Source organism: Holophagales bacterium (assembly GCA_016719485.1).
Lineage (GTDB): Bacteria > Acidobacteriota > Thermoanaerobaculia > UBA5066 > UBA5066 > UBA5066.
Map to the genome: position 1 here is coordinate 204,852 of JADJZB010000009.1, position 15,947 is coordinate 220,798.

Here is a 15,947-nt window from a genome sequence, read left to right on the forward strand (position 1 = left end):
CCCACGCGGGAGCCTCGGCCGGTGAGGCCGAAAGGAGGGCCAGCGCCGCGACGTTCCGGAGCCAGATCGGGCCGCCGCTTTCGACCCGTTGCCTCAGCCGGTCCAGGAGGCCGTCGCGCGCGTCGGGATCGAGGGTCCCGAGGAGAATCGGCACCGCCTTCGCCGCCTCCAGCGCCGCCGGCTCGCCATCGGCGACCCGGGCGAGCCTCTCGAGAGCGCCGCCCGGGTCCTCGATCGCCCGCTCGAGGTACCTCGACGCGGGCGCGCCGGGGAGGAGCGCGAGCTCGGCCCAGTCGCCGCCCGTGGCGCGGGGTCCGAGCCGTTCGAGCCGGCGGAGCTGCTCGACGACCCTCGCGGCGGCGGCCGGGTCCGAGCCCTCCTCGAGCGGCAGCACCGCGCGCGAGATCTCGGTGAACCGGTCGTCGAACCGGACGGACTCCCTCCCGTCGAGGCCGAGCAGGCCGCCGTCGGGCAGAGGGAAGACCTCGGTCAGCGGGCCGAGCGGCGCGGACCTGACGAGGCGCCCGGTTCCGTCGAAGACCTCGGCGACGGAGAGCGGCTCACCCCAGTCCTCGCCATCCGCGGGCGGAGCCGTCCGGACCGAGACGCGCACGATTCCCTCGGGGATGCCCAGGACGAATCGCGTGCGCCCTTCGCCGCAGGACTCGAGCGGGTCGGGAACGACGACCAGCTCCCCGGTTCCGAAGCGCGCCGCCGCCTCGCCCCGTGCGCCGGAGAAGAGCACCGTGGTCCCCGCCGCGCCGGCGAAGACCCGTGGGGACGAGGGGTGTCCCACCCGGCGCCTGACATCCGCGACCGGGAACGCCGCGAAGGGCGTCTCTCCGTCCGGAGCGACGCGGACGATGCGGAACGAGCCGTCCTGGCGCCGCAGGACCCAGGCCTCGTCGCCGAAGAACGCCGGCTCGGAGCCGCGCAGCGCGGTCGTCGCCACGGTGGCGCGCACCCCGCCGTCGGCGAACCGGAAGACGAAACGCGCCTCCACCTGCCGCTCCTCACCCCTGCGGGCGAGCCCGCGGCGGAAGCCGTCGGGGGTCGGCGCGGTGACGCGAGCGCCCGAGTCGGCCACGCCCAGGACGTGCCCCTCGTCGCCGAGCGGGAAGACGGCCCGCTCCGAGCCTTCCGGGTCGCGCAGGACGAGCCTGCGGGCCAGGGGCTCCACCGTCCACACCAGCCCCCCAGGCGTCACGCCGAACGCTGGCTCGACGCGGCCCCGCGCCGCCGGCGCCGCGCTCGCGCCGAGCGCCAGGACGGCGAGGAGACCCGCCGTGCCGAGGCGCAGGGCGGCGAGGGTGCCGCCACGGAACGAAGCGAGATGGGACGCCACGGGTGGATGACAGCATAGACGCGGGGCGCACCGATGTGCCGCAATGCGGCGCGAGATCGTAAACTTCGGGGACGACCGCGACGCCCACGGACGAGGAGGCCCCCGTGCCCGAAGACAACGCCATCGCCGCTCTCGCGAAGGAAGGGATCGAGGTCCTCGGTCCGATCGGCCCCCAGTACGACGAGATCCTGACGCCCGCGGCCCTCCGGTTCGTCGCCTCCCTCCAGAGGGCGTTCGGCGTGCGCCGGGAGGGGCTCCTCGCGCGCCGCGTCGAGGCGCAGAAGAGGATCGACTCCGGCGTGCTCCCCGACTTCCTCCCGGAGACGGAAGAGATCCGGAAGGGAGAGTGGAAGGTCGCGCCGATCCCGCCCGGCCTCGAGGACCGGCGTGTCGAGATCACCGGCCCGGTCGACCGGAAGATGGTCATCAACGCTCTCAACTCGGGGGCGAGCGTCTTCCTCGCCGACTTCGAGGACGCGAACTCGCCCACGTGGGCGAACTGCGTCGAAGGACAGAGGAACCTCCGCGACGCCGTCGACGGGACGATCGACTACCGCGCTCCCGAGACCGGCAAGGAGTACCGGCTGAACGCGAAGACCGCCATCCTCATGGTGAGGCCGCGCGGCTGGCACCTCCTCGAGAAGCACCTCCTCGTCGACGGCAAGCCCTGCTCGGGGAGCCTCTTCGACTTCGGCCTCTACTTCTTCCACTGTGGGAAGAGGCTCCTGGCGAAGGGGGCGTGGCCCTGCTTCTACCTGCCCAAGCTCGAGCACCACCTCGAGGCGCGCCTCTGGAACGACGTCTTCGTGAAGGCCCAAGGCGACCTCGGCATCCCGCACGGGACGATCCGCGCGACGGTCCTCATCGAGACGATCATGGGCGCCTTCCAGATGGACGAGATCCTCTGGGAGCTGAAGGACCACTCGGCGGGCCTCAACTGCGGCCGCTGGGACTACATCTTCTCGTTCATCAAGAGGCTCGGGCGCCTCCCCGGGCTTCCTCCTCCCCGACCGCGGCCTCGTGACGATGGAGAAGCACTTCCTCGCCTCCTACGTCACGCTCCTCATCCGCACCTGCCACAAGCGCGGCATCCACGCGATGGGCGGCATGGCGGCGCAGATCCCGATCAAGAACGACCCCGCCGCCAACGAGGCGGCCCTCGCGAAGGTGCGGGCCGACAAGCTGCGGGAGGTGCGGGCGGGGCACGACGGGACCTGGGTGGCCCACCCCGGCCTCGTCCCGATCGCGATGGAGATCTTCGACGCGGGGATGCCGCAGCCGAACCAGATCGCGACCGCCATGCCGACCACCGAGATCACCGCGAAGGATCTCCTCACCGTCCCCGAGGGGCCGGTCACCGAGAAGGGGCTCCGCCAGAACCTGAACGTCGGGATCCTCTACCTCGAGGCGTGGCTCCGCGGGAACGGCTGCGTGCCGCTCTACAACCTCATGGAAGACGCGGCGACCTCCGAGATCTCGAGGACGCAGGTCTGGCAGTGGCTGAAGAACCGCGTGACGCTCGCCGACGGCCGGACGCTCACCCCCGAGCTCTACGGCCAGGTCTTCGACGAGGAGGTCGGCGCCGTCCGCGCGCGTCTCGCCGAGGAAGGGGTCGGAGCGGGGCGCTACGAGCTCGCCGCGCAGCTCTTCGACCGGATGATCCGGAGCGAGGAGCTGCCGGAGTTCCTGACGCTGTCGGCGTACGAGGAGCTGATGAAGCTGGGGGCGTAGCAGAAAGCCAAGGGGAGGCCGTGAGGCCTCCCCTTCGAGTCGATGTCGTTGTGCGCGCCGCGGCGTCGGCGGCGCGCGCGACCCGTCTACAGCATCTTCGCCATGAGGGCGGCCAGGTCGGCCGTCCGCATGCTGTAGCCCCACTCGTTGTCGTACCAGGTGACGACCTTCACGAAGTCGCTCTTCTCCTTGCCGAGGACCATCGTGAACGGCAGGTCGACGGAGGAGGAGTGCGGGTCGCCCTTGAAGTCGACCGAGACGAGCGGCTCGTCGATGGCGGCGAGGATCCCCTTCATCGGGCCGGCGGCGGCGTCGCGGAACGCCTGGCGGAGCTCGTCGGTCGTCGTCGGCTTGGCGAGCTGTGCGGTGAAGTCGACGACGGAGACGGTCGGCGTCGGGACGCGGAGCGAGTAGCCGTCGAACTTCCCCTTCAGGTCGGGGATGACGAGGGCGACGGCCTTCGCGGCGCCGGTCGTCGTCGGGATGATCGACAGCCCGGCGGCGCGCGCGCGGCGCAGGTCGCTGTGCGGCAGGTCGAGGATCCGCTGGTCGTTCGTGTAGGCGTGGATCGTCGTCATGAAGCCGCGCTGGATCGTCCAGTTGTCGTGGACGACCTTGGCGGCGGGGGCGAGGCAGTTCGTCGTGCACGAGGCGTTCGAGACGACGTGGTGCTTCGCGGGGTCGTAGGCCCCCTCGTTGACGCCGAGGACGATCGTCAGGTCCTCGCCCTCGGCGGGGGCGGAGATGATGACCTTCTTCGCGCCGCCCTTGGTAATGTGGTTCTCGGCTCCGCGGACCGTCTTGCCCTTCTTGTTCACGCCGTCGGACTTGATCGTGAAGAGGCCGGTCGACTCGATGACGATGTCGACGCCGAGGTCCTTCCAGGGGAGGTTCGCCGGGTCGGTCTCCTTCAGCATCTTCAGGTGCTTGCCGTCGACGAGAAGGTCTTCTCCGGACACCTCGACCGTGCCGTCGAAGCGCCCGTAGGTCGAGTCGTACTTGAGGAGATGGGCCATCGTCTTCAGGTCGCCGATGTCGTTGACGGCGACGACCTCGAGGTCGGTGGGGTACTTGTCGCGAATCGCCTTGAGGACCTGGCGGCCGATGCGGCCGAACCCGTTGATTCCTACCTTCGTGGCCATCTTGGGCGTCTCCTTCCGGGGGATTCCCCCGCGGGTGATGCTTCGTTATACGACGGAGCGGTCCGGGTGTGCGGCCATCCCTCAGCCCCCTGCCGGGGCGGACGCGGCCGGGCGGGAAGAGTCGGCCGGCCGAGAGGCGCCACTCTCCCTCGAGTCGCACCCGCGGTGCCAGATCGAGGCGCCGAGCAGGAGGACGATGCCCCCCGCGAGGCACGCGACGCAGGCCTTCTTCCGGGTCCGCTTCGCCGGCTGGATGGAGAGGGTCTGCGTCAGGGTTCGCTGGATCCTCTGGCTGGAGGTGAGGGGCGCCTCCGGCTGCTCCTCGAACCAGGCGGGCACGCTCCCGAAACGGATCGCGACACCGTTCGGAAGAGGGGCCTCGTCGACGCGGCGGGCGTCCAGGAACGTCCCGTTGCCGCTCCCGAGGTCCCTCACGATCCACCCGTCGCCGTTCGGCGCGACGAGCGCGTGGCGCCGGGAAACGGTCGGCGAATTGAGAAGCACGTCGCAACCCGGCTCCCGCCCGACGGTGGAGGTCCCGTCCAGGTGGAACGTGTGCCTCACGCCGTCCTCCTCGACCGTGAGGACGGCACGGTGGGACGCGGCGTCGTCGGCAGTGGAGTGTGGTCTCGCCATCGGTCAGATCCTGTCGGGGAGGGGGATTCCCTCCTCCTCGAGGCGGACGGTTGCCGGCGCGGCCTCACCCCCGGGCGCGAGGACGAACGCCACGTCTCCGACGTTCGTGCCGGTGGGGCCAGGGGCGAAAGCGTCGCCGAGCGCGGCGAAGAAGGGACCGGAATCGTTGGCGTCGAGGGCCCCGGGCGCGTCGAGACCGAGGGCGGCCGCGCGGGCGAGGGTGGTGTCGTCGACGAAGGCGCCGGCGGCGTCGGCGGTGTTGTCGATCCCGTCGGTCCCGGCGACGAGGAGGTGCGCTCCCCGGACCCCGTCGATGTGGAAGGCGGTGGCGAGCGCCAGCTCCCGGTTTCGACCGCCGCTCCCCGTGCCCTTCACGGTGACCGTCGTCTCGCCTCCGAACACCGTGACGAGGCGCCGCTGGGGGGCGCCCGCGCGGCGCACGAGGTTCCCGGCGCAGGCGCCCGCGACCGCGAGCCGGCGGGAGGCCGACCGGGCCTCTCCGGCGAGGAGCTCCGGGAGGACGCGGACGTCGGCACCGAGCCTCTGCGCCTCGCGCCTGGCCCCTTCGAGGGCCGTCCGGATGTCGCCCAGGAGGACGCTCCAGCGCTGGCCGCCGTCCCGTGAACCGGTCTCGCCGTGCGAGGAGAGCAGGTAGTGGCGGACGGCGACCGGGACGAGCGACAGGAGCCGGTAGCTCTCGAGGATCGCGGAGGCGTCCCGCGGCGATGGAGGAGCGCCGAGCGTCGGGCCCGAGGCGACGAGGTGCCATCCGGCATCGCCGAGGTCCGACAGGACGAGCGTGACGACGTCGGCCGCGCGGGCCGCGGCCGCGAGGCGGCCTCCCTTGACGCGCGAGAGAGCGCCGCGCACGACGTTGATGTCGGCGATCGGGGCGCCGGCCGCCGAGAGGAGCGAGACGGTCCGCGCCTTGTCGGCGAGGGAAATCGTCTCCGCCGGAAGGGCCATGAGGCTGGAGCCCCCCCCGGAGAGAAGGACGAGGAGGAGGTCTTCCGAGCCGAGGCTCGTGGCGAGGGCGAGCGCCTCGCGACCCGCGGCGAGGCTGCGCTCGTCGGGGACGGGGTGCGCCGCCGCCAGGTACCGGCAACCGGGGGGGAGCTCTTCCTGCGGCGAGCCGGCCGGAGCGATGACGACCGAGTCGTCGACGCGCGTCCCGAGCGCCCGGTGGGCGGCGGCCGCCATGGCGACGGCGGCCTTGCCGACCGACAGGAGGACGACCCGCCGGGGGACGAAGACGAACTCGCGCCGGCCCGGATCGGAGACGGAACGGATGACGACGGCGTTCCCGCGCCGGGAGAGCGCCTCCACGACGAGCCGCCCCGGCTCCACGGCCGAGACCGCGGCGCGGTAGAGGGCACTGAGGAACGTGCGCGGATCCAAGGAGGATGAATTCTACCGAACTCGGGAGGGGCTCCGCTTCTGAGAGAATCGAGGCGATCCGGCCCGGCACGGGCCGAACGGAGGTGACCCATGCCCCAGATGGACGTGGACAAGATCGTCGGTTCCATCCGCGAGAACGCCGCGAGCGTCAGGGACAAGTCGCAGGACGTCGTCGAGGACGTCGCCGACAAGATCGAGGACGCCCTGGAGAAGGCGGGGACCGAAGGCCGGAAGCTCCAGCGTGAGGTGAAGCAGGAGCTGGCCCGCCGGTGGAAACAGGTCGATCGGGTCGGCCGCGAGAACGCGTTCGTCATGGCCGCCGGGGCGCTCGCCGTCGGCGCCCTCATAGGCTGGCTGATCGCCCGGGATCGTAGGGACTGAGATGGATCGGGGAAACCCGGTCTGCCGGGTTTCCCCAGCTGCCCTTCCTCAGAGGCTGACGACGAACCCCTCGCGGAGAACGCCGGCGGCGTCGTCCCAACGCGGGGCCTCGCCCCACGCGTTCGTCCGTCCCGTGGCCCAGAGATAGGCGGCGAGGGCCGCCGCGGCGGCGTCGAGCTGGTCGTGGGTGATCGCCGTCGCGTCGACCGGCAGCTCGAGGCCCTGCCCTCGCAGGAGGTCCCAGCGGGCCCTGCGCCCCTGTGCCGTCTGCTTCTTCGGGAGCGCGTGCCCAGCCCACTTCTTCCAGAGATCGGCCGGGTAGACCTCGAGGAGGATCGCCCGGTCCTGCGGCACCTCGCCGAAGACGCCGAGCCCGCTCGCCCGCAGGGCCGAGAAGAGAAGGACGCTCCCGCGCAGGAACCCGGCGTACGGCGCCGAGCCGGGAGCGGGGAGGGCGTCGGGAGTCTTCCCGGCGCAGCGCAGCTCGCGCTCGCCGTCCCGCACCTTCCGGCCGGGCGCGGCGAGCCCCTGCGGGCCGTCGATCGCGACGACCGCGCCTTCGCGCAGCTTCTCCGGCGGGAGGAGGCCGGTACCAGCGGCGTCGAAGGCCCAGGTCGAGAAGGTCACACGGCGCCAGCGGTCCATGAACGCGACGTCGACGGGACGCGGTGACGGGGCCGACAGGTCGGTCAGGTCGACGCCGACGAACCAGCCGCGCGCGCCGGGCGGGAGGACCTCGCCCTCGGCGACCGGCGAGGCGACCTCCACCGGCACGGCACGGCTCTGGTGCGACAGGCGCTGGAGGCCGTCGTAGGCCGCGTACTTGAAGCACTCGGAGAGGGTCGGCACGTTGAAGACGGCGTCGAGGAAGTCGGCGAGGCCTCCGCCGTGGGCCATCACCATCTGCGGCACGTGGACGAGCTCGGTCGCGTTCGTCCCGAGGAGGTGGGCGCCGAGGAGCTTCTTCGTCGCCGGATCGAAGAGGAGCTTCACGAAGCCGTCCACGTCCCCGTTGATCTGCCCGCGGGCGTTGTTCTCGTAGCGGGCCCGGCCGGCCTCGTACGGGATTCCCTTCTCCTTCAGCTCTTCCTCGGTCGCGCCGATCATCGAGATCTCGGGGATCGTGTAGACGCCGTAGGGGAAGGGGAGCTTGCGGTCGTCGGGCCCCGCGAGGCCGAGGGCATTCCTCACCGCCGTCCGCCCCTGCTCCATCGAGGTGGCCGCGAGGGCGGGGAAGCCGATGATGTCGCCGGCGGCGTAGATGCCCGGGACGTTCGTCCGGAGCGACGCGTCGACCGGGATGCGCCCCTTCTCGTCGAAGGTCACGCCGGCCGCTTCCAGCCCGAGGCCCTCGGTGTTGCCGCGGCGGCCGGCCGAGAAGAGGACCTTTCCGGCGGCGAGCTCGGTGCCCGATCTGAGGGAGAGGCGCAGGGCGTCGTCCGGGAGGCCCGGAACGCGCGAGAGCCCTTCCACGGCGTCGCCGAGGATGACGTCGGCCCCCATTCTCTCCAGCGACACCTTCAGGGCGGCCGACAGCTCGGCGTCGAGGAACCCGAGGAGCCTGTCCCTCCCCTCGACGAGCGTCACGCGTGTGCCCAGCGCCGCGAAGATCGACGCGTACTCGCATCCGATGACGCCCCCGCCGACGACGGCGAGGCTGCGGGGGATCCGGTCGAGGTCGAGGATCCGGTCGGAGTCCTCGACGTCCGGGTCGTCGAACGTCAGGCCGCGGGGAGGGAGGGGAGCCGAGCCGGTCGCGACGAGGAACGCTCCGGCCGAGAGCCGCCGGGTCTCCCGCCCCTCGGAGTCGACGACGGCCACCGTCTCCGCGTCGAGGAAGCGGGCCTGGCCCGTCACGCACTCGATCCGGTGGCGCTCGAGGTTGCGGTCGATCTGCCGCGTCTGGCGGTCCGTCACGTCGGCGAGCCGCCCGAGGAGCTGCCGCAGGCTCCGCCTGCGGTCGAGCCGCAGCGTCATGCCGTAGAGCTCCCGGCGCCGGAAGCCGGTGAGGTAGAGCGCCGCCTCGCGCAGCGTCTTCGAGGGGAGCGTGCCGGTGTGGACGGAGGTCCCGCCGGGAGCCGCGCGGCGCTCCACGAGGGCGACGCGCCGGCCGAAGTACGCGCCGAGCGCGGCCCCCTTCTCTCCGGCCGGACCGGCCCCGAGGACGACGAGGTCGTACCGTTCCGCATCGGGCATGACGTTCCTCCGGTGACCGGGAGGCTAGCAAACGCGGGGCGCGGTTGACGCGCCGCGGCGCGCCCCGGAAGATGCCGCGTTCCCGAAGGCCCGAGAAGGAGCGCCCGTGGACCTCGCCGCACGTCTCTCCGAAGTGAAGTCCGGCTTCGCCCGGACGTTCTGGGTCGCCAACGTCCTCGAGCTCTTCGAACGGTTCTCCTTCTACGGTTCGAAGATCGTCCTCGCGGTCTTCCTCGCCGAGACGGTCGGCCTCGGGCCCTTCGGCGTCAGCCTCGTCGGCTTCTACGGCTTCGCCGTCTACTTCCTGCCGATCCTCGCGGGGCCGCTCGTCGACCGCTTCGGCTTCAAGAAGAGCCTCGCCGCCTGCTTCGGCATCTTCTCCCTCGGCTACTTCCTCATCGGGCTGTCGGGGATGCCGATGGGGCAGCCGCTCGTCCAGGCCGTCGGGACGAAGACCTGGGTCGTCTGCGCGCTCCTGATCACGGCGATCGGCGGGTCGCTCATCAAGCCGTGCATCGTCGGCACCGTCGCGCGGACGACGACGAAGGACACCAAGGCCCTCGGCTACTCGATCTACTACACCCTCGTGAACGTCGGCGGCTGGCTGGGGCCGGTCCTCGCGAGCCAGGTCCGTGTCAGCCTCGGCATCGCGCAGGTCCTCGTCGGCGCTTCTCTCGTCTCGTTCGTCCTCTTCCTCGCCACGCTCGTCTTCTTCAAGGAGCCCGGGCGCGACCCCGGCGCCGAGGAGCGGACGCTCGGCAAGGTCCTGAAGGACGCGGCGCTCGTCTTCGCGAACGGACGCTTCATCGGGTTCCTCGTCATCTTCACCGGCTTCTGGGTCATGTTCTGGCAGGTCTACGACCTCTTCCCCTTCTACGTCCGCGACGTCCTGAAGGTGGAGCGCTTCGAGTTCATCGCGTCGCTCGAGTCGTTCTCGGTCATCTTCCTGACGGTCCCCGTGGCGGCGCTCATGAAGAAGGTGCGGGCCGTGCCGCAGATGACGCTCGGCCTCGCCGTCGGGAGCTGCTCCTGGCTCCTCCTCGTCGTCTCGCAGACGTGGCAGGCGGCCGCCGCGGCGATGTTCCTCCTCGCCCTCGGCGAGGTCCTCCAGGCGCCGCGCTACTACGAGTACATCGCCGACCTCGCCCCGAAGGAGCAGGTCGGCACCTTCATGGGCTTCGCGTTCCTCCCGATCGCGCTCGGGGCGCTCCTGGCGGGCCCCCTCGGCGGCTTCCTCCTCCAGAAGTACCTGAAGGAGTCGATGCAGCCCGACAAGGCCTGGATGATCCTCTCCACCCTCGGCTTCGTCTCGACGGCCGCGCTCCTCGCCTACGACCGCTGGGTGGCGAGGCCGACGGTCAGGACCTGACCCCTTCGTCTCCCAGCCCCCAGCCCTTCAGCCGGCGGTGAAGGGTCGTGCGGTCGAGGCCGAGGCGCTCGGCGGCGCGGGAGACGTTGCCCCGGCAGTCGGCGAGGACGCGCGTGACGAGACGGCGCTCGAAGGCGTCGCGGGCGTCGGCGAGGCTCTGTCCCGGTAGGAGGTCCGGCTCGTTCGCCGCTCCGGCCCTCGGAATGCGCAGGACATCGCCCGGGAGGTCGTCCGGCCCGATGACGGCACCTTCGGCGAGGAGGAGCGCCCGCTCGACGACGTTCTGCAGCTCGCGGACGTTTCCCGGCCAGGGGCGCTTCTTCAGCTCCTCGACCGCCTCCGGCGAGAACGTCGGTGGGCGGCGCCCGCGCCGGCGGGCGAGCTTGCCGGCGAAGTGGGTGGCCAGGACGGGGACGTCTTCGGGCCGTTCCGCGAGGGTCGGAACGCGGATCGGGACGACGGCGAGGCGGAAGTAGAGGTCCTCGCGGAAGGTCCCCGCGGCGATCATCTTCGGCAGGTCGCGGTTCGTGGCGGCGATGATCCGCACGTCGGTCGCGATCGTCCGCGTCCCGCCGACGCGCGAGATCTTCCCGTCCTGGATCGCCCGGAGGATCTTCGCCTGCGTCCGCGGCGACATGTCCCCGATCTCGTCGAGAAAGAGCGTCCCGCCGTCGGCCAGCTCCCACTTCCCCTTCCGGTCCTCGGTCGCCCCCGTAAACGACCCCTTCACGTGCCCGAAGAGCTCGCTCTCGATGAGGTCTTCCGGAATGGCCGCGCCGTTCACCTCGACGAACGGACCGGCGGCGCGGGGCGAGGCCCGGTGGAGGCTGCGCGCGGCCACCTCCTTGCCGACGCCGCTCTCGCCGGTGATGAGGACGCGCGCGTCCGACGCGCCGGCCCGGCGGATCTCCTCGCGCAGGCGGGTCATCGCGGGCCCTTCGCCGAGGAGCGTCTCCTCCTCCTCCAGCCGCTCCCGCTGCCGCGCCACCTCGCGGGCGAGGACGTCGCGCTCGCGGGCGAGGCGGCTCCTCTCGAGCGCGCGCTCGAGCGTCAGGAGGACCCTCTCGAGCGCGAGCGGCTTCTCGAGGAAGTCGTCGGCGCCGCGCTTGACGGCCTGGACCGCCGTCTCCACGGTTCCGTGCCCGGAGATCATCACGACCGGCAGGTCGTGGCCGCGGGCGCGGATCTGGTCGAGGACGGCGAGGCCGTCGATGTCGGGGAGCCAGACGTCGAGAAAGAGCGCCCCTGCCGCCGCGCCGCCGGGCTCGGAGAGCCGGTGGAGGACCGACGTTCCGTCCTCGAACTCCTCCACGCGATACCCCTCGTCGCCGAGGATCTGCGCGAGAGTGCGCCGGATTCCCGGCGCGTCGTCGCAGACGAAGACCAGCGCCCCCCGGCCGGGGGCGCTCACGGTCTTCTCCGCGCGCGGGGCGTCACGCGGCCGGCCATTCGAGGACGAAGCGGCATCCGCGGGGGGAATTCTCCTCCAGGACGACCCGCCCGCGGTGCTCGGCGGCGATGCGCGAGGTGATCGAGAGCCCGAGGCCGAACCCTTCGGCCTTCGTCGAGAAGGTCGGCTCGAAGACGAGGTCCCTCTCCTCGGCCGGAATCCCCGGCCCGTCGTCGGCCACGACGACGCGGGCGACGCCCTCCTCGACCGACGCGCGAATCCTCACCTCCCCGCCCGGAGGGGTCGCGGAGACGGCGTTGTCGACGAGGTTGACGACCGCCCGCTTGATCTGCTGCACGTCGCCTCTCACCGCGGCGAGGTCCTCCGGCACGTCGGCCGTGATCTTCACGCCCGCCTTCGTCCCGTCGTAGAGCTTCGCGACCTGCCCGACGATCGCGCCGAGGTCGCAGTCGCCGAGGCTCGTCTCGGGAAGCCGCGCGAAGCGGTGGAAGGCGTCGACGAGCGCGGCGAGGGTCCGCACTTCCTGGACGATCGTGTCGGCCCCTTCTTCCACGACCTTCGCGAGAGCCGGGTCGCACGCCGTCGAGGCGCGCGCCTTCCGCCGGATCCGCTCGGCGGCGAGCCGCACGGGCGTGAGCGGGTTCTTGATCTCGTGCGCCATCCGTCGCGCCGCCTCCTCCCAGGCCGCGGCGCGCTCGGCACGGACGAGGGCCGTCGTGTCCTCGAGGGTCACGACCCACGCCGTCTTCTCTCCGGCGTCCCCCGGGACGTTCGTGGCGTGCGCCTCGACGACGAGCGGCTCGCGTGCCCCGGGCGCCGCGAGCGAGAGCGTCGCCTCGCGGGGGCCGGTGCCGCGGAACGCGCGGTCGAGCAGCTCGAAGAGGGGCGCCTGCCACTCCTCGTCGAGCAGGGCGGACATCGGCGTTCCGGGAGGGGCGCCCGCCCTGCGGAGCATCCTCAGCGCGGCCTCGTTCATCCCCTCGAGCCTCGCCTCGCCCCGTCCCTCGCCCGTCAGCGGGCCGAACGCGAGGACGCCGACGTCCAGGTGCGCCAGGATGGTGCGGATCCGGAGGCGGTCCTCGTCCAGCCTCGCGTAGGCCGACTGCAGCTCCGCGTTCGCCGAGACGAGGCGGCCGCGGCTCTCGCGCAGCTCGTCGGTCATCGCGTTGAACGCGAGCCCGAGCGTCGCGATCTCGTCGGCTCCCTCGACCTCGACGCGCGTGTCGAAGTCGCCGGCCCCGACCCGCCGCACCGAGGCGGCCAGCGCGGCGATCGGGCGCGTCACGCGCCGCGCCAGGAGGAGCCCGACCCAGACCGCGGCGAGAAGGACGAGGAGGGCGAGGAGGAGGAAGAGCAGGACCTGCACCGCCTGCAGCGAGGTGCGCTCGGCCTCCAGCTGGGCGAAGGCCGACGTGGCGCGCGAGAGCATCCGCAGCGGACCGGCCTCGGCGGGGGGGTCGTACGTGCCGAGGATCAGGATGCCGGCGGGGAAGGCGACGATCGTCCGTCCGACCTGCCCGCCCCCTTCGATCGCGTCGATGCGCCGCACCGAGCCGCGGGCCCGGGCCGAGGAGATCCACTCCGCCGAAGGCTCCGGCACGTCGCGCAGTGGCCAGCGCGGCGAGCCGACGGCGAGCGTGCCCGAGGACGCGGTCCCGTCCAGGGGTCTCAGCTCGAGGTAGTCCAGACCCGAGTCCTCGCGGCTGGAGGCGAGGAGGGCGAGACGGGCCGCCGCGCCCCTGGCCTCGACGAGCGAGGACGCCAGCCGCGAGGCGACCCGATCCTCCCTGTCTGCCGAGCGTTGACGCACCAGCTCCACGACCTCCCTCCCCGCCGAGACCGTCTCGGTCACCGGCGGCTGGAACCAGATCTCCACGCTGCGCTGGAGGAGGCCGGTCGTCGGCAGGATCAGGAGGGCGATGGGGAGGAGGGCGAGGCCGACGTGCGTCAGGACGACGCGGACCCGGAAGCGGGAGCCGAAGACCCCGCGTCGCGACTCCAGGACGAGGCGCGCCGCGCTGCGCCCGATGACGAGGAGCAGGGCGAGGATGAGGACGACGACGATGTAGAAGAGGACGAACAGGAGGACCCGGTTCGTGGCGGCCGGCGGCGCGAGCGCGCGGGCCCTGAGGACGAGGGCGTAGATCCCGGCGAGGGCGAGGCCGAGCGTGAGGCCGACGCCGAGGAGGACCCTGTTGTCCCGCGCCCACGGCGTCTTCATCGAGCTTCCCCGTTGCCCTTCCAGAAGAAGACGGGCGACCTGCGCCAGTCGGTCATGGCGCGCGTCGGGACGAAGCCGAGCGTCAGCTCGGTCCCGTGGAGGCAGCGGACCCTCACGACGAGGGGCTTGCCGACGAGCTGCGGGCCCATCGTGAACGCCGGAAGCCCGGGGAGCGTCGCGAGCACCCGCTCGGCTTCCTCCCGGCCCGGCAGGACGACCGTCTCGAGGAGCCGCCCGTCGAGGCGGCGTTCGACCGTGGTGTCGCCGCTCATGGGCCGGTAGGTCGCGGTGATGGAGTACTGCCGCTCGTCCCGCAGCCCGTCCCACCACTTGTTGCGCGAGACGAACAGCCGCATCTCCCACGCGACGGTCGTGGGGAGGCCCGAGGCGAGCCGCTTGAGGGCGTCGGGCGGCAGGCCGGGGGAGAGCTGCGCCGTCACCCGGACGTCCCGCCCGACCAGGGACGTCTCGACCTGGGGAATCCGCAGCCCTTCGTCAAAGGCCGGCGCGACCGCGGCCGCGAGGGCGGCCGCGGTCAGTGCGGCAGCGAGTATCAGGACCGGGCGGGCGCGCACCCGCGCATTGTGCGCGAAACGGACCGGCTCGGAGCCGAGCTGGAACGAAGGCAGATCCGCCGTCAGAATGGCGCCCACGTATGGCCGTAAAGCGAAACTCGGAATGCAGTCTCTAGACGACCCCGCCCCGCCCGAGACTCTGGAGCTCCTCCGAAGGCTCGGCTGCAGCTACCGCCCTCGGTGCTTCTTCCCCGGGCCGAACGTCTCGGCGACGTCCTACCCGCTGGAAGTCTGGCCACCGGCGGGGCACCACTTTGGTGACGGACAGCATTCCTTCGTCATCAAGTACTGGTCTGACATCGCCGAGCGACTCGCCACCATCCCGGTGGTCCCGTGCGACGCGGACTGCGATGAGCGATGAGCGAGGATCGCTGGGCCTGCCCCTACGCCGCCCACTACGGCCAGTGCCACGGCCAGGTCGTGGGACCCGACGGGTCCACCAGCCGGTGCAGGCGGCCGGAGGTCCGTTGGCTTCTCTGCTGGCGGCACTACGGCGAGGAGATCCGCCGGAACCGTGCCGAGGTGGTCGCCGTCATGCGTCGACTCGGGTGCTGGTACAGGAACACGCGCCCCCCCCGCCAGCGGGAAGGTGACGTGCCGAGACTTCCCCTCGTCGTCCTGCCACCGAAGGGCTTTCACTTCGAGGGCGCCGGGCACGAAGTCGTCCTCTCGACGTGGTGGGACATCGAGAATCTCCTCGTCGGCACCCGCATCGTTGCGTGCGACGACGCGTGCAGGGTCGTGAACTGAGGCCGAAGGTATCAGCGGGGGCGACGAATCGAGCTCAGCGCCCGGCGAGGGCGACGGTCTCGTGGGCCGGCTCGGAGCGGCGGACGTGCTCGCTGGCGGCGGCTACTGGAAGACGCCGGAGATGTCGAGGATCACGTGGGCAGGTCCTGCAGAACCGTTATAGGCGCTCACGGCGCCACCGGCTCCGATCTTTATTACCGTAGAGGACGATCGGATCTTGCCCGGAGAGAAGGAAACCGTCTGCGTACCGGGTGTCTGGATTCCCGAAGGGAAGAGTGTGACGGACCCCACGGATGCGGCGTCGGTCACAGAGACGTTCAGCGCAGCGGCTACCGCCCCGATCGGAACGCCGCACCCGCTCGCAGTTACGGCGAACTCGCGGATCTCCCCAGCCGTCAGCGGAACCCCGCTTCCGGTTCGGGTGTCCGCGATTCGGCACGGCGTCACCTGGTAGAAGAGAGCTCCGCCGTCCGGCTGGAAGGTCGCCGTTACCGGGTGCGCCGCCGTCATGAGGATGGTGCAGGGACCGAGGTCTAGGCAGCTCGGTTCGCTCCAGCCGGCGAAGCGAGAGCCCGGGGAAGCGAGGGCAGTCAGTGTCACCGTCGAGCCGGTGGCGAAATCGGCGGAACAGACCGACCCACAGCTCAGGCCGGACGGGTTTGAGTAAACGAGCCCGCTCCCGGATCCGATCCTGTTCACCTGCAGCGTGTAGGAGGGTGCGTAGACGACGACGCCTTTCTGCAGGAACCCGGAACGTGCCTCGGCGTCGTACGCCCGGCAGGTAGCGGATAC

The 15,947-nt window shown here is 71.7% G+C and carries 12 protein-coding genes and 1 pseudogene; 5 read left to right on the top strand and 8 right to left on the bottom strand.

Annotated features, from left to right (window positions below; all coding sequences use genetic code 11):
• Positions 1–1,467 precede the first annotated feature (1,467 nt).
• Positions 1,468–3,076 (top strand): annotated as a pseudogene (gene aceB / locus IPN03_08550) (malate synthase A).
• Positions 3,077–3,162: 86 nt separating this feature from the next.
• Here the strand turns inward: aceB and gap are convergent.
• From gap to IPN03_08565, 3 genes are all read right to left on the bottom strand, one after another.
• The gene (gap, locus tag IPN03_08555; GenBank protein ID MBK9373766.1) at positions 3,163–4,218 is read right to left on the bottom strand and encodes a type I glyceraldehyde-3-phosphate dehydrogenase; all 1,056 of its coding nucleotides are present in this window, start codon (positions 4,216–4,218) and stop codon (positions 3,163–3,165) included.
• Between the two features lie 81 nt (positions 4,219–4,299).
• A complete protein-coding gene (locus IPN03_08560; protein MBK9373767.1) occupies positions 4,300–4,854 on the bottom strand; it encodes an FHA domain-containing protein in 555 nt (184 codons plus the stop codon).
• 3 nt (positions 4,855–4,857) lie between these two features.
• Complete coding sequence (locus IPN03_08565; GenBank protein MBK9373768.1) at positions 4,858–6,252, bottom strand: DUF4147 domain-containing protein; 1,395 nt, start codon at positions 6,250–6,252, stop codon at positions 4,858–4,860.
• Positions 6,253–6,342: 90 nt separating this feature from the next.
• Between IPN03_08565 and IPN03_08570 the strand changes: the two genes are divergently transcribed.
• Positions 6,343–6,633, top strand: a complete 291-nt coding sequence (locus tag IPN03_08570) for a hypothetical protein (GenBank protein ID MBK9373769.1) — start codon at positions 6,343–6,345, stop codon at positions 6,631–6,633.
• Positions 6,634–6,681: 48 nt separating this feature from the next.
• On the opposite strand, the gene sthA is transcribed toward IPN03_08570, so the two are convergent.
• Entirely contained in the window at positions 6,682–8,829 is a 2,148-nt protein-coding gene (gene sthA / locus IPN03_08575) for a Si-specific NAD(P)(+) transhydrogenase (protein ID MBK9373770.1), read from the bottom strand.
• A gap of 106 nt (positions 8,830–8,935) precedes the next feature.
• Between sthA and IPN03_08580 the strand changes: the two genes are divergently transcribed.
• Positions 8,936–10,198 carry an MFS transporter gene (locus tag IPN03_08580; GenBank protein ID MBK9373771.1) on the top strand — a complete coding sequence of 421 codons (1,263 nt, stop codon included), beginning with the start codon at positions 8,936–8,938 and terminating at the stop codon, positions 10,196–10,198.
• Here the strand turns inward: IPN03_08580 and IPN03_08585 are convergent.
• From IPN03_08585 to IPN03_08595, 3 genes are read right to left on the bottom strand one after another with little or no spacing between them, the layout of a single operon-like run.
• Positions 10,188–11,585 (bottom strand): sigma-54-dependent Fis family transcriptional regulator, encoded by a 1,398-nt coding sequence (locus tag IPN03_08585; protein MBK9373772.1) that lies wholly within the window; start codon positions 11,583–11,585, stop codon positions 10,188–10,190. The two genes, IPN03_08580 and IPN03_08585, sit on opposite strands and share 11 nt — an antisense overlap.
• 46 nt (positions 11,586–11,631) lie before the next feature.
• Positions 11,632–13,830, bottom strand: coding sequence for a HAMP domain-containing protein (locus IPN03_08590; GenBank protein ID MBK9373773.1), 2,199 nt, complete (start codon positions 13,828–13,830; stop codon positions 11,632–11,634).
• Complete coding sequence (locus IPN03_08595) at positions 13,827–14,405, bottom strand: DUF4390 domain-containing protein (GenBank protein ID MBK9373774.1); 579 nt, start codon at positions 14,403–14,405, stop codon at positions 13,827–13,829. The genes IPN03_08590 and IPN03_08595 overlap by 4 nt, the downstream gene beginning before the upstream one ends.
• Before the next feature lie 103 nt (positions 14,406–14,508).
• Between IPN03_08595 and IPN03_08600 the strand changes: the two genes are divergently transcribed.
• On the top strand, positions 14,509–14,766 hold the full coding sequence (locus IPN03_08600) for a hypothetical protein (GenBank protein ID MBK9373775.1): 258 nt from the start codon (positions 14,509–14,511) through the stop codon (positions 14,764–14,766).
• Positions 14,763–15,155, top strand: a complete 393-nt coding sequence (locus IPN03_08605; protein ID MBK9373776.1) for a hypothetical protein — start codon at positions 14,763–14,765, stop codon at positions 15,153–15,155. Before IPN03_08600 ends, IPN03_08605 begins: the two co-directional genes overlap by 4 nt.
• Before the next feature lie 102 nt (positions 15,156–15,257).
• Here IPN03_08605 and IPN03_08610 read toward each other — a convergent pair.
• The coding region (locus tag IPN03_08610) for a hypothetical protein (protein ID MBK9373777.1) at positions 15,258–15,947 on the bottom strand (690 nt) is incomplete at its 5' end.